The sequence below is a fragment of the Streptomyces sp. CA-146814 genome (assembly GCF_050942385.1).
GTDB lineage: Bacteria > Actinomycetota > Actinomycetes > Streptomycetales > Streptomycetaceae > Streptomyces.
Genome location: NZ_CP192068.1, coordinates 947,441 through 965,287, shown reverse-complemented (window position 1 = coordinate 965,287; position 17,847 = coordinate 947,441). Strand labels below are relative to the sequence as shown.

The following is a 17,847-nucleotide window of genomic DNA, read 5'->3' as shown; positions in this document are numbered from 1 at the left end:
GTGCCGGGTGCCGGGTGCCGGGTTCCGGGTGCGGGGTGCTGGGGTCTGCTGGGCGTACGGGACCGGTCAGCCGGTCGGTGCCGGTGCGCCGAACCACCGCGTCAGCCCGGCCACCAGCCCCTCCTGGTCCTCGCCCTCTCCCACCCAGGCCACATGCCCGTCCGGCCGCAGCAGGACGGCCGGCACGTCCAGTTCTCCGGCCGCGTCGGCCACGTGATCCACCCGGTCCTCCCAGCCCGCCACCGACAGTCCGCCCGTCCGGTCGAGCAGCAGGCCGCGGCCCTCGTGCATCAGCTCGTAGACGCGGCGGCCGTGCTCCAGCCGTACGTCAGGCAGCCGCCTGCCGAGCAGGTCGTGGCCCTCGCCGAGGTCGTAGCGGATGTCGACGGCGGTGACCATCCCGGTCACGTACGCGTTCACCTCCTCGAAGTCCAGCAGCCGGGCGAACAGTTCGCGCAGCGCGGTCGCTCCCGGGTCCGACCCCAGCAGCGTGATCTGCGCACGGGTGTTGTCCAGCACGCGGGCGCCGACCGGGTGGCGTTCGGTGTGGTAGGTGTCCAACAGGCCTTGCGGCGCCCAGCCGTTGACCTCGGCGGCCAGTTTCCAGCCGAGGTTGAACGCGTCCTGCACCCCGAGGTTGAGCCCCTGTCCGCCGGTCGGCGGGTGGATGTGCGCCGCGTCGCCGGCCAGCAGCACCCGGCCCACCCGGTACCGCTCGGCCTGCCGGGTGGCGTCGCCGAACCGGGAGAGCCAGCGCGGCGAGTGCACGCCGAAGTCGGTGCCCGCGACCGCCCGCAGCCGCTCCGTGAACTCCTCCAGGGTCGGCGCGCCCGCCCGCTCCTCGGACACGGCCTCGGCCGGCACGATGACGCGGTGCGTCCCGTCGCCGTTGGGGATGGTGCCGAACCGCAACTGGGTCCTGCGGACCTCCGCCACCACGGCGGCGACCACCTCCGGCTCCTCGGTCATCTCCATGTCGCCGAGCAGCGTCTCGACCGTGGCGGGCTCACCGGGAAAGGCGATGCCCACCTCCTTGCGCACCACGCTGCGGCCGCCGTCGCACCCGACGAGGTAGCGCGAGCGCAGCCGCGTCCCGTCCGCCGACCCGACGGTCACCCCGTCACCGTCCTGGCTGACTGCGACCACCTCGCAGCCGCGCCGGATCTCCGCGCCCAGCTCGATCGCCCGCTCGCGGAGCAGCCGTTCGGTGACCGGCTGGAGCGTGGAGAGTCCGTACGGGTGGGCCGTGTCCAGCCGGTCCGGCCACGGCTTCTGGATGCCGCCGAAGAACCCGCCGACCTGGAACTTCTCGCTCTCCGCGAGGAACCGGTCCAGCAGCCCGCGCTGGTCCATCACCTCGACGCTCCGCACATGCAGGCCGCGCCCCCGGCTCTCCCGGGTCGGCTCGGCCAGCTTCTCCAGCACCACGGTCCGCACCCCGGCCAGCCGCAGTTCGCAGGCGAGCATGAGGCCGGTCGGTCCACCGCCGACCACGATCACGTCGATCATCTCTGTTCCGCCCTTGTCGACGTCGAATTCCCGAAGCCGGCGCTTCTGATCCCGGCTTCGGCCGTCGATTCTGCGGCATTTGGGGGGGCTTGCGGCAAGACCCCCCATCCGCTATAAGTTGAGAGTGGCAAGGAGTGGGTTCACCTCCTGTCGCCTCCCGCCTTCTTCTTCCGCCTCACCCCGCCGCTCGTAGGACATCCGGCTCCTCGCGGCGCACCGCACCCCCACCCTGAGTGGCCGCATCCCTATCGGTGAGACAATCATGTCTCACATGGGTTATGGTCGTCTCATGACTCTCGACCGTGAGCAGGTGCTGCGCAGCGCCGCCGCTCTGCTGACCCACAAATCGACCGCCACCATGGACGAGGTCGCCAAAGCAGCTGGAATCGGCCGCGCCACCCTCCACCGCCACTTCGCCGGACGCGACGCGCTCGTGAAGGCGCTGGAGGATCTCGGCATCCAGGCGTTCGAGGCGGCCCTGGACGCCGCCCGGCTCGACGAAGGCACCTCCGAGGAGGCGCTGCGCCGTCTCATCGCGGCCGTCGAGCCCAGTGCGGGCCTGCTCTCGTTCCTCGTCACGGAGAACCAGCTCTTCGAGGGCGACCAGGTCCACGAGGGCTGGAACCGGGCCGACGCCCGGGTCTCCGCCTTCTTCCGCCGCGGCCAGGAACGCGGCGAATTCCGTATCGACCTCACCCCCGCCTGGCTGACCGAGGCCCTCTACGGGCTCATCGGCACCGGCGCCTGGGCCGTCCAGGTGGGACGGGTCGCCACACAGGACTTCCAGTACATGATCGTCGAGCTGCTGCTCGGCGGAGCCCGCCGGAGCGTGGAGCAGTGACCAGCATCGACCAGCACCCGAAGACCACGGAGTACGAGCGCCGCCCCGGGCGGTGGATCGCGCTCGCCGTGCTCGTCCTCGCCGTGCTGCTGGTGGCCGTCGACGCCACCGTCCTCGGCCTCGCCACCCCGTTCCTCAGCGAGGACCTCGCCCCCACCGGCAACCAGCTGCTCTGGATCGGTGACGTCTACTCCTTCGTCATCGCCGGTCTGCTCGTCTCCATGGGCTCGCTCGGCGACCGCATCGGCCGGAAGAAGCTGCTGCTGATCGGCGCCGTGGCGTTCGGCGCGGTCTCCGTCCTCAACGCGTACGCGACCACGCCCGAGATGATGATCGTGGCCCGGGCGCTGCTCGGTGTCGCGGGCGCCACCCTCATGCCGTCCACCCTCGCGCTGATCCGCAACCTCTTCCACGACCCGCGCGAGCGCAGCCTCGCCATCGGGATCTGGGGCGCGGCCGCCTCGGCGGGCGCGGCGGTCGGGCCGGTCGTCGGCGGGTTCCTGCTCGAACACTTCTGGTGGGGCTCGGTCTTCCTGATCAACCTGCCCGTGATGGCCGTGCTCGTCGTCGTCGGCGTCAAGCTGATCCCGGAGTCCAAGAACCCGGCACCCGGCCCGTGGGACATGCTCAGCGTCGGGCTCTCGCTGGTCGGCATGATCGGCATCGTGTACGCCATCAAGGAGACGGCCTCGCACGGGCTGAGCTGGGGTCCGGCCGCGGCGGCCGTGGTCGGTGCCGGCGCGCTCACCTGGTTCGTCCGCAGGCAACTCCGGCTGCCCGCGCCGCTGCTGGACATGCGGCTCTTCCAGCACCGGGGCTTCTCCGGCGCGGTCCTCGCCGACCTGCTGACCATCCTCGGCCTGTCGGGCCTGGTCTTCTTCCTCTCCCAGTTCCTCCAACTGGTCCAGGGCCGGGGCCCGCTGGAGGCGGGGCTGGCCGAACTGCCCGCCGCCATCGGCGCGGTGACCGCCGGTCTGCTGGCCGGATTCGCCGCCCGCCGGTTCTCGGTGCGCTCGGTCGTGGCGGGCGGGCTCGGCGCCGTCGGTCTCGCACTGGGTACGGTGACGCTGCTCGACCAGCACACCGGCTATCCGCTCCTCGGCTCCATGCTGCTGGTCGTCGGCGTCGGCGCCGGGTTCTCCTTCACCGTCACCGCCGACGTCATCCTCTCCAGCGTCCCGCAGGAGCAGGCCGGTTCCGCCTCCGCCGTCTCCGAGACGGCGTACGAGCTCGGCGCCGCCCTCGGCATCGCCCTGCTCGGCTCCATCGTCACCGGCGTCTACCGGGGCTTCCCGACCCCGGCGGGCATCCCCGCCGATGTCGAGTCGGCGGCCCACGAGTCGCTCGGCGGCGCCGTCGAAGCGGCCACCGCCCTGCCCGCCGCCCAGGCGGGCCCGCTGATCTCGGCGGCCCAGGAGGCGTTCGTCGAGGGCATGCGGTCCGCCGCGGGCGTCGGGTCGGTGGTGCTCCTGGCGGCGGCCGTCGCCGCCTGGTTCCTGCTGCGGGGCCAGAAGCTGGAGGACGGCATCGAGCACCCGTAGGGCGTGTCCGGCATACGGAAGGGCCCGCACCCCGGGAGGCGGGGTGCGGGCCCTTCCGCGTAAGACGCTCTACGGGATCAGGCGGCCTTGGCCTTCGTCGCGTACATGTCCACGTACTCCTGGCCGGAGAGCCGCATCACCTCGGACATCACCGAGTCGGTCACCGCCCGCAGCACATAGCGGTCGCGGTCCATGCCCTCGTACCGGGAGAACTCCATCGGCTCGCCGAAGCGCACCGTGACCTTGCCCGGCCGGGGCAGCCCGGCGCCGCCCGGCTGGAGCTTGTCGGTGCCGATCATGGCGAACGGGACGACGGGGGCGCCCGTCATCAGCGTCAGCCGCGCGATCCCCGTACGGCCCCGGTAGAGCCGGCCGTCGGGGGAGCGGGTGCCCTCCGGGTAGATCGCGAAGGCCTGGCCCTCCTCCAGCACCCGGCGCCCGGTCATCAGCGCCGCGACCCCGCCCCGGCCGCCGTCCCGGTCCACCGGGATCATGCCGCAGCCGGTGAAGAACCAGGCCATCAGGCGGCCCTTCAGCCCCTTGCCGGTCACGTACTCGTCCTTGCCGATGTAGAACACCGGCCGGTCGCAGCAGATCGGCATGATCATCGAGTCGATGAAGGTGAGGTGGTTGCCCGCGAGGATCACCGGCCCGGTCCCGGGAATGTTCTCCGCGCCCTCCACCTGGGGGCGGAACATCAGGCGCAGAATCGGTCCGAGCACTGCCTTGATGACCGTTTGACGGGACAACGGTTCCTCCGGTGTCGTGGCCGGGCCGGCCGGGGCGAGTGAGGTGGTGCGGGGGTGGTGCGAGGCGGTACGGCGTGTGGTGCGGGGTGGTGTCCGGTGGTGCGAGGTGTTGGACTGTGCAGGTGAGGACGATACTCGCGGGTATGCGCTGATCGCACATCGGGTTCACGGAGTGGATACGCCGTGTTGACGTGTGTTTCCGCCATGTTCGCCTCGGATCCGCCCCGCTGACCTGCCCGTCTGCCTACGATCGGGCCGCGCCCGACCGGGCCAGGACAGCACCGAGCGAGGAGCATTCATGACGGAGCGTGTGACCGGCACTCCCGGCCGACGGGCCCTGCTGGGCGCCGCCGTACTCGGAACGGCGGCCCTCGGTCTCGCCGGCACGGCACAGGCACAGGCCCAGGCCGCCGAGCGGGGACGCGGGGGCCACGGAGGCGGTCACGGCTCGCTGCGGGACCTGCCCGTACCGACGGTGATCGGCCACCGCGGGGCCAGCGGCTACCGCCCCGAGCACACCCTCGGCTCCTACCAGCTGGCGCTCGACCTCGGCGCGCACATCGTGGAGCAGGACCTCGTGCCCACCAAGGACGGCCACCTGGTCTGCCGCCACGAGAACGACATCACCGCCACCACGGACGTCGCCGACCACCCCGAGTTCGCCGGCCGCAAGGCCACGAAGTCCATCGACGGCGTCAGCTACACCGGCTGGTTCACCGAGGACTTCACCCTCGCCGAGCTCAAGACCCTGCGGGCGAAGGAGCGCATCCCCGGCAGCCGCCCCGACAACACCCTCTACGACGGCCGCTGGACCATTCCGACCTTCGAGGAGGTCCTGCGCTGGGCCGACCGGGAGGGCCGCAAGCGCGGAAAGCCCGTCTGGCTGTACGTGGAGACCAAGCACCCCACGTACTTCCGGAGCCTGGGCCTCGGCCTGGAGGAGCCGCTCGCCCGGCTGCTGCGCCGCTACGGCCGCGACCGCAGGAACGCCCCGCTCATCCTCCAGTCCTTCGAGCCGAGCTCCGTCCAGCGCCTCGCCCGGCTGGTCGACACCCCGCGCATCGTTCTCCTCTCCGGACCGACGACCCGGCCCTGGGACTTCGTCGAGTCCGGCGACCCGCGCACGGTGGCCGACCTCGTGACCCCCGCCGGGCTGAAGTGGATCGCCTCCTACGCCCAGGGCATCGGCCCCACCCTCGACCTGGTCATCCCCAAGGACGCCACCGGCCGGCTCACCACGCCGACCACGCTGGTGAAGGACGCGCACGCGCGCGGCCTGCTCCTGCACCCGTACACACTGCGCAACGAGAACAGCTTCCTGCCCGCCGACTTCCGGCGCGGAACCGACCCCAACGCCTACGGTGACGTGTTCGGCGCCGCCGCCGCGTACTTCGCCACCGGCATCGACGGCATCTTCTCCGACCACCCGGACACCGCGCTGCTGGCGGCGGCGGACTTCAAGGGGCGCTGAGCCTTTCCCGGGACGCTGAGCCCTTCCCGGCGAGGTTCGCGCGCGCGTCAGCCGCCGGGCCTCCGTGCCCCGGTCGGGTGGTGCGGTCCGCACCGGGCAACCGGGCGGGCCGCCACCACGTTTGCCGGGGCATGACGCTTCTCGATCATGAACCAGGCCGGGCCACCGCCACCGCTCTCGTCGTCCGCTTAGAACCGCTGGTGCGGGCCGAGGCCGGAGCGGAGGCGCCCGCCGCCGGCCTCGACCCCGCCGACCTCGAACAGGCCGTATGGCTGCGGCTCCTGGAGCGTCCGGTGGCCGCCGGACCGCCCGGCGACCCGGCCCGCTGGGTGCGTGACACCGTCCGCGCGGAGGCCCGGAAAGGCCGCCGCGCGGCCCGGCGGGAACGCCCGTACGCCGGAACGGAACCCGCCGCTCCGCACACCGGCTCCCCGGAACGGGCCGCGCTCGGAGCCGCCGAACGCCTGGCGCTCCGCGCGGCGGTGGCCCGGCTGCCCGAGCGCTGCGCCCGGCTGCTGGACGCGATGCTGGCGCCCACCGACCCGACGTACCGGGAAATCGCAGGGGAGTTGGGTATGTCACAGGGGAGTTTGGGCCCGATCCGTTCCCGTTGCCTTGGATGTCTGCGCAGAATGCTGGCGGCGGAGGTTGCCGTCCCTGAACTGCGGGGAAGGGTGCGGTAGGCAACCGGGCGGACAGGTGAGCGGGAGGCGTGCACACATGGGCATGAGCGTGATCATCTCGGCGGCGACGGCACAGGACGCGGAGCAGATCTTCCGGCTCCAGTACCTCTGCTTCCAGCGCGAGGCGGAGCTGTACGACAACTACCGGATCGACCCGCTGGTCCAGACCCTGGACGCGGTACGCGGCGAAGTCGCCGACGACCTGGTCTTCGTGGCCCGCCTCGGCGACGAAGTCGTGGGCTCCGTCCACGGATTCACCGACCCGGACGGTACGGGACAGATCGGCCGACTCTGCGTGCACCCCAGGCTCCAGGGCCACGGGCTCGGCACCCGGCTGCTGAACGCGGTGGAGGCGGCCCTCACCGCCGACCGCGCCGCCACCCGCTTCCGGCTCCACACCGGCCACCGCAGCGAGAGCAACCTGCGGCTCTACCGGCGGGCCGGCTACGCCCAGGTCGGCGACGTCACCGGGACGGACGGCGTCCGGCTCATCCTGCTGGAGAAGGAAGCGGCGGCCCAGGAGTTCGTGGCCAGCGCCTGAAAGACCTCAGGGGCCCGGCGCGTCAGGCCTTCCGGGCGCGCCGCAGCCAGATCATCCCGGTGACCGGCAGGATCACCGGGATGAACAGGTAGCCCATCCCGAAGTCCGACCAGACGGTCGAATCCGGGAAGGCGGACGGCTCGGCCAGCGTCCAGGCGCCGACGACCAGGACGCCCAGCAGCTCGGCGGCGCAGCACGCCAGCGCCGCCCGGCGGGCCTTCTCGCCGCCGCGCACCAGCGAGTACGTGATGAACCCGTAGACGACGGCGGCGACGGCCGAGAGCGAATAGGGGAGCGGTGCCCGGTCGAAGCCCCGGATCACCTCGACGATCGAGCGCGAGGCCGCCGCCACGGTGAACACCCCGTAGAACCAGACGAGCACCCGGCCCGGACCGGTGCCCAGGTGGAAGGACGGCTTCGCCGCCGCGTCGGCCTCGGAGCGAGCCGCGATGCCGGCCTCGGGGCGGGCCGCCGCGTCCACCTCGGGGCGATCGGTGCCACGCACGCCGGATACCTCGTCGGTGTCCTTCATGTCAGCCACCCCAGATGTCGTAGAGCCGTACTTCGAGGACCGCCAGCACCACCGCGCCCGCCGCCACCGTCACCGATCCCCAGCGGGTCCGCTCCGAGAGCGAGAGGACACCGGCCGCCGGCACGGCCGCGAACGAGCCGATCAGATAGGCGAGGAACACCGCCATCCCCTGCTCCGGCCGCTCCCCGCGCGCCAGCTGCACGATGCCCACCACCAGCTGGGCGAAGGCCAGGACGGTCACGACGGCCATCCCGATGAAGTGCCAGTCCTTCGTCGGCTGGTCCTTGTAGGCGGCGTGTCCGCACCAGGCGGCGAGGAGGAGCGCGGTCACGGCGACCGCGACCGTCAGGGCGTCAAGCATGTAGCGAGGGTATTACGGCCGCACCGCCCGCCCGCGTGCGGCCCCGCCCAGCCCCGGCCCGCGTCCGGCCCGGCGCCGCGGATCGTGGCCTTGACCACAACGCCCACCCGGACCGGCCACGCGGGCGGCCACCACCGGAGCCGTACGACCTCCCGAGGAACCCTCGTAAGTGCAGGTCAGAGCCTTGCGGTCGTACGTCGCCGAGTCAGCCCGACACGCCTCCGCCGACCATCCACAGCTGTCCGGAATGCGGACAGCCGGGTTCGTGCCGAGGCGTACGTCTGTTTTACTTGGGCCCATGACCACGACGAGCAGCCGCACCCTTGCGACCGAGGCGATCAGTACGCCCGGTGCTCGTTGTATGTGTCGAATGCGCGCCTTCTGAGGGCCCCCGCCTGAGCCTCGCGCCCCGAAGCGAGACCCGAGCCTTTTCGCCGTTCGCCCCCTGTGGAACGAGCCGCCCGAGCATGCGCTGTCACCCCGGCCGACCGCCGTACACAGCCGTGCTGAGACGTAAACCGGACGACCAGCCCGCATCAGTCTCTTCAGACGTTTGCCCCGTGCCCGGCGGACACCCGCGCCGCGCACTCGACAGTGACGGAAACCCCTGTGATCACCACGACGGGCCTCACGAAGGTCTACCAGTCGCGCGACCGTGAGGTCACCGCACTCGACGGAGTCGACCTCCACGTCCGCGAAGGCGAGATATACGGCGTCATCGGACAGAGCGGCGCCGGCAAGTCCTCCCTCATCCGCTGCGTCAACCTGCTGGAGCGCCCCACCTCCGGCACGGTCACCGTGGCCGGCCAGGACCTCACGGCCCTCGCCGGACGCGGCCGCCGGGCGAGCGCCGAACTGCGCGCCGCCCGCACCCGGATCGGCATGGTCTTCCAGCACTTCAACCTGCTGGACTCACGGACCGTCCTGGACAACGTGGAGCTCCCGCTGGAGATCCTCGGAGTCTCCGGCCAGGAGCGCACCCGCAAGGCCAAGGAGCTCCTCGGCCTGGTCGGCCTCGCCGACAAGGGGAAGTCCTACCCCAAGCAGCTCTCCGGCGGTCAGAAGCAGCGCGTCGGCATCGCCCGCGCCCTGGCCGGCGACCCGAAGGTGCTGCTCTCGGACGAGGCGACCTCCGCACTCGACCCGGAGACCACCCGCTCCATCCTCCAGCTGCTGCGCGACCTCAACCAGCAGCTCGGCCTCACCATCCTGCTGATCACCCACGAGATGGACGTCGTCAAGACGATCTGCGACTCCGCCGCCCTCATGCAGCGGGGCCGGATCGTGGAGTCCGGCACGGTCGGCGGACTGCTCGCCACCCCCGGCTCCGAGCTGGCGAGCGAGCTGTTCCCGGTCGGCGGGAGTGCCTCCGGACCGGACCGTACGGTCGTGGACGTCACCTTCCACGGGGAGGCCGCGAGCCGCCCGGTGATCTCGCAGCTCTCGCGTACGTACAACATCGACATCTCGATCCTCGGCGCCGCGATGGACACCGTCGGCGGCAGGCAGATCGGCCGGATGCGCATCGAGCTGCCCGGCCGGTTCGAGGAGAACGTCGTCCCGATCGGCTTCCTGCGCGAGCAGGGCCTCCAGGCCGAGGTCGTCGAGGACGAGAACGGCCCCCGGGCCCGCGCCGCCGCGACCGTCCCCGAGCAGGCGCCCGCCGCGATCACCAAGGAGGCCGTCAAGTGACCTGGTCCGAAATGCAGCCCCTGCTGACCCAGGGCACCTTCGACACCCTCTACATGGTGCTCTGGTCCGCGCTGGTCACCGTCGCCGGCGGACTGCCGCTCGGCGTCCTGCTGGTCCTCACCGACAAGGGCGGACTGCTCCAGAACACCGCGGTGAACAAGGTCACCGGCGTGATCGTGAACATCGGCCGCTCGCTGCCGTTCATCATCCTGCTGATCGCCCTGATCCCGTTCACCACCTGGGTCGTCGGCACCTTCATCGGCCCCACCGCGATGATCGTCCCGCTCGCCGTCGGCGCCATCCCGTTCTTCGCCCGGCTCGTCGAGACGGCGATCCGGGAGGTCGACCACGGGCTCGTCGAGGCCGTGCAGTCGATGGGCGGATCCATCCCCACCATCGTCCGCAAGGTGCTCCTGCCGCAGGCCCTGCCCTCGCTCGTCTCGGGTGTCACCACCACCCTCATCGTGCTCATCGGCTACTCCGCGATGGCCGGTGCGGTCGGCGGCGAAGGGCTCGGCTCCAAGGCCGTCACCTACGGATTCCAGCGCTTCGACAACCAGTTCATGCTGATCACCGTCGCGCTCCTCATCGTGATCGTCAGCGTGATCCAGCTGATCGGCGACCTCATCGTGCGCCTGCTGGTCCGCCGAGGCCGCACCGCCTCCTAGGGCCCCCTGAACTTTCCCTCCCCATCGAGCCCGAACTCCTTGTCCGGGCGCACCACCACCGAGAAAGAGGCACTTTTCGTGCGCAAGAACATCAAGATCACCGCAGCCGTCGCTTCCGCCGCCGCCCTCGCCCTGGGCCTCAGCGCCTGCGGTACGGACTCCGACCCGGCCTCCAAGAGCGAGACCGGCGCCAAGGCCGACACCTCCAAGGCCCTGGTCGTCGCCGCGTCCCCGACGCCGCACGCCGACATCCTGAACTTCGTCAAGAAGAACCTGGCGGAGAAGGAGGGCCTCAAGCTGGAGGTCAAGGAGTTCACGGACTACGTCCTGCCGAACACCGCCACCCAGAACGGCCAGGTCGACGCCAACTTCTTCCAGCACAAGCCGTACCTGGACGATTTCAACGCGAAGAACAAGACCACCATCGTCCCGGTCGTCAACGTCCACCTTGAGCCCCTCGGTCTCTACTCCAAGAAGATCAAGGACCTCAAGGACATCAAGGCCGGCCAGACCATCGCCGTCCCCAACGACACCACCAACGGCGGCCGCGCCCTCCAGCTGCTCGCCGAGAACGGCCTGATCACGCTCAAGGACGGCGTCGGCACCTCCGCCAAGCTGAGCGACATCACCGACAAGAAGGGCCTGGAGTTCAAGGAGCTGGAGGCCGCCACCGTGCCCCGCGCCCTGAACGACGTGGACGCCGCCGTCATCAACGGCAACTACGCCATCGAGGCCAAGCTCTCCCCGGCCAAGGACTCCCTGGCCCTGGAGAAGGCCGAGGGCAACCCGTACGCCAACTTCCTGGCGGTCAAGGAGGGCAACGAGAAGGACCCGCGGGTCGAGAAGCTCGCCAAGCTCCTCAACTCCGACGAGGTGAAGAAGTTCATCGAGGACACCTACCAGGGCTCGATCATCGCCTCCTTCGGCGCCCCCGCCGCGTCCTGACCCCCGCCAAGTCCTGACCTCCGTCAGGCACTTGCCCGCCGGAGCCCCGCCCCTTCCCCGCGAAGGCGCGGGGCTCCGTCGTGCGGACCCGCCCATGCACACCGCGGACGCGATGCTGCATGCTGTGCTTTTACCCGGTCTTCGCTTTTACCCGGTCTTCTGCATGGAGCTGCGCATGACTACCACCTTTCCGTCCGTCTCCATCAGCACGGACAGGTTGGTGATGCGCCCCTTCGAGATGGCCGACATCCCCGCGTACATCGAGATGATGAACGACGAGACGGTCACCGCCTGGACCGACGGACCGCACCCCTACACACAGGTCGACGCCGAACGCTGGGTCCGCAGAATCGCCCCCGGGGAACGCACCTCGGGCCACGGCATCGCCCTCGCCGTCACCGAGTTCCTCACCCAGCGGCTCGTCGGCAGCGTCCAGCTCCTCAACACCGACTGGCGCACCCTGGCCACCGAGGTCCGCTACATCACCGCACCCTGGGCGCGCGGCGAGGGGTACGCCACCGAATCCGTGCTGGCGGTCGCCGAATGGCTCTTCCGCGACCAGGGCTTCGAACGCATCGAACTCCGCACCCCCGCCGACAACACCGCCGCCCAGCAGGTCGCGCAGAAACTCGGCTGCATCAGCGAAGGCGTCCTGCGCAACGCCCGCATCGCCCGCACCCGGACCGAGAACGGCACCGACGGCGGCTGGACCGACATCCGTACCGACCTGATCGTCTGGGGCCTCCTCCCCGAGGACCTCGAAGGCGTCGCCGAGCAGCTGGCCGACGCCGGCGGCTACGGCACGTACAACGACTGGAAGTGAGCGCGACGGGCCGTCGGTACGGGCTCCCCGAGGCCACCGGCCGGGCCCCGCTCCGGACCAGGTACTGTCACCCCTGCCCGCCTGCGTACGGGCGTTCCCTCGCTCCCTCCGACACCCCAGGAGACAGACGAAGATGGCCGACCGGGTCACGGTGATCGGCTGGGACGGCTCGCCACTGCCCGGAGCGGCCACGGCCGCGCTCTCGGCCGCCACGCTCGTCGCGGGCGCCGCCCACCACCTCGCCCTGCCCGAGGTGCCCCAGGGCGCCGAACGCATCCGCCTCGGCAGCGTCGACCTCGCCGCCCGCCGCATCGCCGGCCACCGCGGCAGCGCCGTCGTCCTCGCCGACGGCGACCCCGGCTTCTTCGGCGTCGTCCGCACCCTCCGCGCCCCTGAACACGGCCTCGAAGTCGAAGTCGTGCCGGCCGTCTCCGCCGTCGCCACCGCCTTCGCCCGCGCCGGAATGCCCTGGGACGACGCCCAGACCGTCGTCGCCCACCCGCGCACCCTGCGCCGCGCCGTCAACGTCTGCCGGGCCCACCACAAGGTCGCCGTCCTCACCTCACCGGGCGCGGGCCCCGCCGAACTGGCCCTCCTCCTCGAAGGCGTCCACCGCACCTTCGTCATCTGCGAGGAGCTCGGCACCGACCGCGAACGCGTCACCGTCCTCACCTCCGACAAGGCCGCCGACCACACCTGGCGCGACCCCAACGTGGTCATCGTCATCGGCGGCAGCTCCGAGATGACCGCCGCCGGCGCCTGGTTCGCCGGCCGCGAGCCCGCCTACCCGCAGGGCATCCGGGGCTGGGCCCTGCCCGCCGACGCCTACCGGGAGGCCGGAGCGGACCGCATGGGGGAGTCCGGCGAAGGCGAGTCGCCGAACCTGCGCGCCGCCCAGCTCGCCCGCCTCGGCCCCCGCACCGGCGACCTGGTCTGGGACATCGGCTGCGGCAGCGGCGCCCTGGCCGTGGAGGCGGCCCGCTTCGGCGCCGCCGTGCTGGCGGTCGACGCCGACCCGGGCGCCTGCTCCCGTACGGACGCGGCCGCCCGCGCCTTCGGCGTACCGCTCCAGATCGTCTGCGGCCGGGCCCCGCACGTCCTGGAACGGCTGCCCGAACCCGATGTCGTACGGGTCGGCGGCGGCGGCGCCCCGGTGGTCCGGGCCGTCATGGACCGGCGCCCGGAACGCATCGTCACGCACGCCTCCACCCGCGACGAGGCCGAGGCCCTCGGCGCGGCGCTCACCGGCAACTGCTACACCGTCGAGTGCTCGCTGCTCCAGTCCGTCGACCTGGACACCGAGGTGTGGACCGAGCGCGAACGGTCCGTCGTGTTCCTTCTCTCCGCACGGCGTTCGGACGTCGCCCCCTGACCTTTCCGCCCGGTACGGGAGGTAGGCTGGCCGATTGTTGTACCGCGCCCGGACGTTCGTCGCTTCGTTCGTCAATGTCCGGAAAAGTGGACTGTTTTGGTCCGCTCTGTGGTACGGCACCAACCGGGGGACGCGCGACGTGGCGCAGTCCACAGCGAGCCGTGGCGGAACTGCCTGCCGCGGCGACGAACGGCCGCGAGAATAAGAAGAGGTCCGCGGGCGTTTCGTGCCGCGCGGCGAGCCCGCTCGTTCTTGATGACGAGCACCGGCGTGCCGTGGTCTCGGCGTCCCGGGCGAAGGGCCGAAGGAGCACTGACGATGGGCGAGGGGTACGCATGACTGACACCGGCCAGATCCCGGGCGAGGGACTGCCGGAGAACGCAGGCATGGTGGAGCAGCCGGGCAACCCCGCCCCGGACGCGTACACCTTCCTCGACCCCTCCGAGCACGCACCCGAGGACGACGACCTCCTGCTGATGCCGACCTCCCAGGGCGCGTGGAGCGACCCGCAGACGGCCCCGGCCCAGGCGGTCCCGCAGGCCGCCGCCGCACCGGCTTCTGTCGCTGCTTCTGTCGCTGCTCCTGTCACGGCCCCGGAGCAGGCGGCACAGCAGTACCAGGCCCAGCACCAACCGCAGGTTCCCGCGCCGGGCCAGGAGGCCCAGGTTCCCGCCGAGGCGATGTACGGCACCCACGAGTCGGGCGGCCGCGACACCGGATCGGTCGACCTCAACGGCGTACGGATCCCGTCTCCGGCCCCCGCGCCTGTCGAGACCCCCGTGCCCGTGCCCGTGCACACCACGGCGGCGGTCCAGGCTCCCGCTCCGGCCCGCCGTCCCTTGCACCGGGGACCGGTCTCGGCCGAGGCTCCGTCGTACGGCGGCGGTACGCAAGGGGGCGGCGTGGTCCGCTCGCTGGCCGACCGAGGCCCCGCCGGAGCGGTGCGGACCGCACCCCCGGCCCGCCACGCGAGCCCGCCGGCGACCGGCCCCGAGTACGTCGAGGCCCCGGCCGAGGAGGCTCCGGTACTGCCGGGCCCGCAGCTGGGCGAGATCCCGCCGCAGGGCGCGTCCCCGTGGGGGCCGCCGCCGCAGGCTGCTGTCGAGCCTGAGGTGCAGCCTGAGGCTGAGGTTGAGGTTGAGGCGGTGGTTGAGCCTGAGCCTGAGCCAGAGGCCGTGGCGGTGGTCGAGCCTGAGCCGACCGTGGCGCCTGAGGTGGCGGCCGAGGCCGAGCCGGTTGTGGAGACGGTGACCGAGGCCGAGGCTGAGCCGGTCGTGGAGACGGTGACCGTAGTCGAGGCCGAGGTCGAGCAGCCTGTTGTGGAGCCGGTCGCGGTGGCAGTGCCGGTCGCGCCGGTCGAGGCCGAGCAGCCGGTCGCGCCGGAGGCGGTGGCCCCGGCCGAGGAGGTCGTGCCGGAGCACGTGGAGCCTGAGGCTCCTGTTGAGCCGGTCCAGCCCGAGGCAGTCGTTCCCGCCGAGCCGGTCCAGCCGGAGGTGGCGGTGGAGCCCGAGGCGGCCGCTCCGGCTCCGGTGGACCAGCCGGTCCAGCCCGAGGCCGTGGTCGAGCCCGAGCCGGTCGTCGTACAGCCCGAGCCGGTGGAGCAGGTGGCCCCGGCAGAAACGGTCGTTCCCGAGCCGGTAGCCGCCGAGCAGCCGGAGGCCCCGGCGGAAGCGGAGGCGGAGGCAGAGGCTCCGACGGAGCTGCCCGCCGCGGCCCCGGCGGAGGTTCCGGTCGAGGTCCAGGTGGAGGCATCCGCCGCTCCCGCCGACGTACCGGTCGAGTCCGCGCCACAGCCCGTCCTGGCCGACGCACCCGCCCCCGAGCCCCCGGCGGCCGACGGAAACGTGGAGGCCGTGCCGGTTGCGGAGGCCCCCGAGCCCACCGCCGTGACCGTCGAGCCCATCGAGGCCGAGCCCGCAGCGCCGCAGCAGACACCCGAACCCGTCACGGCGGCGGAGCCCGTACAGCAGGCCCCGGTCGCCGAGCCCGTATCCGACGCCGAGGACGGCACCGGCCCCGAGGTCATCGAGACGCCGGAGCTGGACGAGCAGCCGGTCGAGCAGCCTGCGGCGGAGGCGGCCCCCGAGGAGCCCGTCACCCCGCCCGCGCCCGGCTACGACGACGCCGAGCGTGAGGCGGTGCTCCGGGTCATGCGCGAGCGCCGGGACATCCGCAACGGCTTCCGCAGCGACCCGATCCCGCACGAGGTCCTGCTCCGGGTGCTGGAAGCCGCGCACACCGCGCCGAGCGTCGGCCACTCGCAGCCATGGGACTTCGTGGTGATCCGGTCCGCCGAGACGCGCCGTTCCATGCACGAACTGGCCCAGCGCCAGCGTGAGGCGTATGCCCGGTCGCTCCCCAAGGGCCGGGCGAAGCAGTTCAAGGAACTGAAGATCGAGGCGATCCTCGACACCCCGGTGAACATCGTCGTCACCGCCGATCCCACCCGGGGCGGCCGCCACACCCTCGGCCGTCACACGCAGCCGCAGATGGCCCCGTACTCCTCGGCGCTGGCCGTGGAGAACCTGTGGCTGGCGGCCCGAGCCGAGGGCCTCGGCGTCGGCTGGGTCAGCTTCTTCGACGAGCGCGAGATGGTCCGCGCGCTCGGCCTGCCGGAGCACCTCGAAGTGGTGGCGTACCTCTGTGTCGGTTACGTCGACGAGTTCCCGGAGGAGCCCGAGCTGCTCCAGGCGGGCTGGTCCAAGCGCCGCCCGCTCTCCTGGGTCGTCCACGAGGAGACGTACGGCCGGCGCGCGCTGCCCGGCGAGGAGCCGCACGACCTGCTCCAGGAGACCATCGCCGCCATCCGCCCGCTGGACGCGAAGGCGCTCGGCGAGGCATGGGAGCGGCAGAAGCGGATGACGAAGCCGGCCGGTGCGCTCGGCATGCTGGAGATCATCTCGGCGCAGCTGTCCGGCCTCTCCCGGATGTGCCCGCCGCCGATCCCGGAGCCTGCGGCCGTCGCGATCTTCGCCGGTGACCACGGGGTGCACGCGCAGGGCGTCACGGCGTGGCCGCAGGAGGTCACCGCCCAGATGGTGGCGAACTTCCTCGGCGGCGGAGCCGTCTGCAACGCGTTCGCCGCGCAGGTCGGCGCGGAGGTCTGCGTCGTCGACGTCGGTGTCGCCACGGACCTGCCCGCGACCCCGGGCCTGCTGCCGCGCAAGGTACGGAAGGGTACGTCGGACTTCACCACGGGCCCGGCCCTCACCCGGGACGAGGTTCTCGCCGCGATCGAGGTGGGCATCGAGACGGCCCGCGACCTGGTGGCGGCGGGCAACAGGGCGCTGCTCACCGGTGAGATGGGCATCGCCAACACCACGGCGTCGGCCGCGTTGATCTGCGTGTACACCGGGATCGACGCCTCCGAGGTGACCGGCCGGGGGACCGGCATCAACGACGAGATGCACGCCCGCAAGGTCGACGTCGTACGCCGGGCCCTCGACCTCCACCAGCCGGACGCGTCGGACCCGATCGGCGTGCTCGCGGCGGTCGGCGGCCTGGAGCACGCCGCGATGGCGGGCTTCCTCCTCGGCGGAGCCTCTCTGCGTACGCCGGTGATCCTGGACGGCGTGAGCGCGGGCGCGGCGGCCCTGGTCGCCCGGGCCATCGCCCCCGAGGCCCTCGCGGCCTGCATCGCCGGCCACCGCAGCGCGGAACCGGGCCACGTGGCAGCCCTGAACAAACTGGGCCTGCGCCCGCTGGTCGACCTGGACCTCCGCCTCGGCGAAGGCACGGGCGCGCTGCTGGCGCTCCCGATCGTGCAGAGCGCGGCACGGGCGATGCACGAGGTGGCGACGTTCGACGCGGCAGGAGTGACGGAGAAGTAGCCCCCTGATCACCCCTTCTGGGCCCCGCCCTCCCAGCCCCTCCGGGCGCCTGCATTTCAGCCCCTCCGGCGTTTGAGGAGCGGGGCCCGGCGCGGAGCCCCGAAACCCAGCCCGTCCGGCGCTTGAGGACAAGGGGGCCCGGGGCAGCGCCCCGGTTTCGGGAAGGGGCGGGGAGGGGACAGGCCCGCCGCAGGCGCCCACCCCGCCCCAGGCCCCCCGCCCCAGGCCCCCCGCGCCCGGGCCCAGGCGAGCACCACCCCGTATCCTGACCCCCACCCAGGCCCCCACT

Annotated in this window: 15 protein-coding genes; 11 read left to right on the top strand and 4 right to left on the bottom strand. The window is 72.1% G+C overall.

The window, feature by feature from the left end; translation table 11 throughout:
- Positions 1 to 66 precede the first annotated feature (66 nt).
- A complete protein-coding gene (gene rox / locus ACQP09_RS04210) occupies positions 67 to 1,509 on the bottom strand; it encodes a rifampin monooxygenase (protein WP_433396088.1) in 1,443 nt (480 codons plus the stop codon).
- 289 nt (positions 1,510 to 1,798) lie between these two features.
- Between rox and ACQP09_RS04205 the strand changes: the two genes are divergently transcribed.
- Entirely contained in the window at positions 1,799 to 2,350 is a 552-nt protein-coding gene (locus ACQP09_RS04205; protein WP_432147799.1) for a TetR/AcrR family transcriptional regulator, read from the top strand.
- A complete protein-coding gene (locus ACQP09_RS04200) occupies positions 2,347 to 3,891 on the top strand; it encodes an MFS transporter (protein ID WP_433396086.1) in 1,545 nt (514 codons plus the stop codon). The genes ACQP09_RS04205 and ACQP09_RS04200 overlap by 4 nt, the downstream gene beginning before the upstream one ends.
- A gap of 77 nt (positions 3,892 to 3,968) precedes the next feature.
- On the opposite strand, the gene ACQP09_RS04195 is transcribed toward ACQP09_RS04200, so the two are convergent.
- Positions 3,969 to 4,640: a lysophospholipid acyltransferase family protein gene (locus ACQP09_RS04195; RefSeq protein ID WP_026242069.1), complete on the bottom strand. Its 672-nt coding sequence runs from the start codon at positions 4,638 to 4,640 to the stop codon at positions 3,969 to 3,971.
- A 298-nt stretch (positions 4,641 to 4,938) separates the two neighbouring features.
- Between ACQP09_RS04195 and ACQP09_RS04190 the strand changes: the two genes are divergently transcribed.
- The 3 genes from ACQP09_RS04190 (at position 4,939) to ACQP09_RS04180 (ending at position 7,335) form a co-directional block, all read left to right on the top strand.
- A complete protein-coding gene (locus ACQP09_RS04190) occupies positions 4,939 to 6,111 on the top strand; it encodes a glycerophosphodiester phosphodiesterase (protein WP_433396083.1) in 1,173 nt (390 codons plus the stop codon).
- A 131-nt stretch (positions 6,112 to 6,242) separates the two neighbouring features.
- On the top strand, positions 6,243 to 6,794 hold the full coding sequence (locus ACQP09_RS04185; RefSeq protein ID WP_433396081.1) for a sigma-70 family RNA polymerase sigma factor: 552 nt from the start codon (positions 6,243 to 6,245) through the stop codon (positions 6,792 to 6,794).
- Between the two features lie 37 nt (positions 6,795 to 6,831).
- Positions 6,832 to 7,335, top strand: a complete 504-nt coding sequence (locus ACQP09_RS04180; protein WP_433396079.1) for a GNAT family N-acetyltransferase — start codon at positions 6,832 to 6,834, stop codon at positions 7,333 to 7,335.
- A 22-nt stretch (positions 7,336 to 7,357) separates the two neighbouring features.
- Here ACQP09_RS04180 and ACQP09_RS04175 read toward each other — a convergent pair whose 3' ends face one another.
- Both ACQP09_RS04175 and ACQP09_RS04170 read right to left on the bottom strand, forming a co-directional pair.
- Entirely contained in the window at positions 7,358 to 7,876 is a 519-nt protein-coding gene (locus tag ACQP09_RS04175; protein ID WP_433396077.1) for a hypothetical protein, read from the bottom strand.
- Positions 7,869 to 8,228 carry a hypothetical protein gene (locus ACQP09_RS04170; RefSeq protein WP_404067983.1) on the bottom strand — a complete coding sequence of 120 codons (360 nt, stop codon included), beginning with the start codon at positions 8,226 to 8,228 and terminating at the stop codon, positions 7,869 to 7,871. Before ACQP09_RS04170 ends, ACQP09_RS04175 begins: the two co-directional genes overlap by 8 nt.
- Positions 8,229 to 8,837: 609 nt before the next feature.
- Between ACQP09_RS04170 and ACQP09_RS04165 the strand changes: the two genes are divergently transcribed.
- From ACQP09_RS04165 to cobT, 6 genes are all read left to right on the top strand, one after another.
- Positions 8,838 to 9,920, top strand: coding sequence for a methionine ABC transporter ATP-binding protein (locus tag ACQP09_RS04165; RefSeq protein ID WP_433396075.1), 1,083 nt, complete (start codon positions 8,838 to 8,840; stop codon positions 9,918 to 9,920).
- A complete protein-coding gene (locus tag ACQP09_RS04160) occupies positions 9,917 to 10,588 on the top strand; it encodes a methionine ABC transporter permease (protein WP_432147805.1) in 672 nt (223 codons plus the stop codon). Before ACQP09_RS04165 ends, ACQP09_RS04160 begins: the two co-directional genes overlap by 4 nt.
- A gap of 78 nt (positions 10,589 to 10,666) precedes the next feature.
- Complete coding sequence (locus ACQP09_RS04155) at positions 10,667 to 11,533, top strand: MetQ/NlpA family ABC transporter substrate-binding protein (RefSeq protein ID WP_433396072.1); 867 nt, start codon at positions 10,667 to 10,669, stop codon at positions 11,531 to 11,533.
- Between the two features lie 175 nt (positions 11,534 to 11,708).
- Positions 11,709 to 12,356, top strand: a complete 648-nt coding sequence (locus ACQP09_RS04150) for a GNAT family N-acetyltransferase (protein ID WP_432147807.1) — start codon at positions 11,709 to 11,711, stop codon at positions 12,354 to 12,356.
- A 133-nt stretch (positions 12,357 to 12,489) separates the two neighbouring features.
- On the top strand, positions 12,490 to 13,728 hold the full coding sequence (gene cbiE, locus ACQP09_RS04145; protein ID WP_433396070.1) for a precorrin-6y C5,15-methyltransferase (decarboxylating) subunit CbiE: 1,239 nt from the start codon (positions 12,490 to 12,492) through the stop codon (positions 13,726 to 13,728).
- Positions 13,729 to 14,063: 335 nt separating this feature from the next.
- Positions 14,064 to 17,558: a nicotinate-nucleotide--dimethylbenzimidazole phosphoribosyltransferase gene (gene cobT, locus ACQP09_RS04140; protein ID WP_433396068.1), complete on the top strand. Its 3,495-nt coding sequence runs from the start codon at positions 14,064 to 14,066 to the stop codon at positions 17,556 to 17,558.
- Positions 17,559 to 17,847: the final 289 nt, after the last annotated feature.

Bases quoted from the DNA above. Each gene is read 5' to 3' on its own strand.
- rox (WP_433396088.1), bottom strand. From the start codon at position 1,509: ATGATCGACGTGATCGTGGTCGGCGGTGGACCGACCGGCCTCATGCTC.
- ACQP09_RS04205 (WP_432147799.1), top strand. From the start codon at position 1,799: ATGACTCTCGACCGTGAGCAGGTGCTGCGCAGCGCCGCCGCTCTGCTG.
- ACQP09_RS04190 (WP_433396083.1), top strand. From the start codon at position 4,939: ATGACGGAGCGTGTGACCGGCACTCCCGGCCGACGGGCCCTGCTGGGC.
- ACQP09_RS04185 (WP_433396081.1), top strand. From the start codon at position 6,243: ATGACGCTTCTCGATCATGAACCAGGCCGGGCCACCGCCACCGCTCTC.
- ACQP09_RS04180 (WP_433396079.1), top strand. From the start codon at position 6,832: ATGGGCATGAGCGTGATCATCTCGGCGGCGACGGCACAGGACGCGGAG.
- ACQP09_RS04170 (WP_404067983.1), bottom strand. From the start codon at position 8,228: ATGCTTGACGCCCTGACGGTCGCGGTCGCCGTGACCGCGCTCCTCCTC.
- ACQP09_RS04150 (WP_432147807.1), top strand. From the start codon at position 11,709: ATGACTACCACCTTTCCGTCCGTCTCCATCAGCACGGACAGGTTGGTG.
- cbiE (WP_433396070.1), top strand. From the start codon at position 12,490: ATGGCCGACCGGGTCACGGTGATCGGCTGGGACGGCTCGCCACTGCCC.
- cobT (WP_433396068.1), top strand. From the start codon at position 14,064: ATGACTGACACCGGCCAGATCCCGGGCGAGGGACTGCCGGAGAACGCA.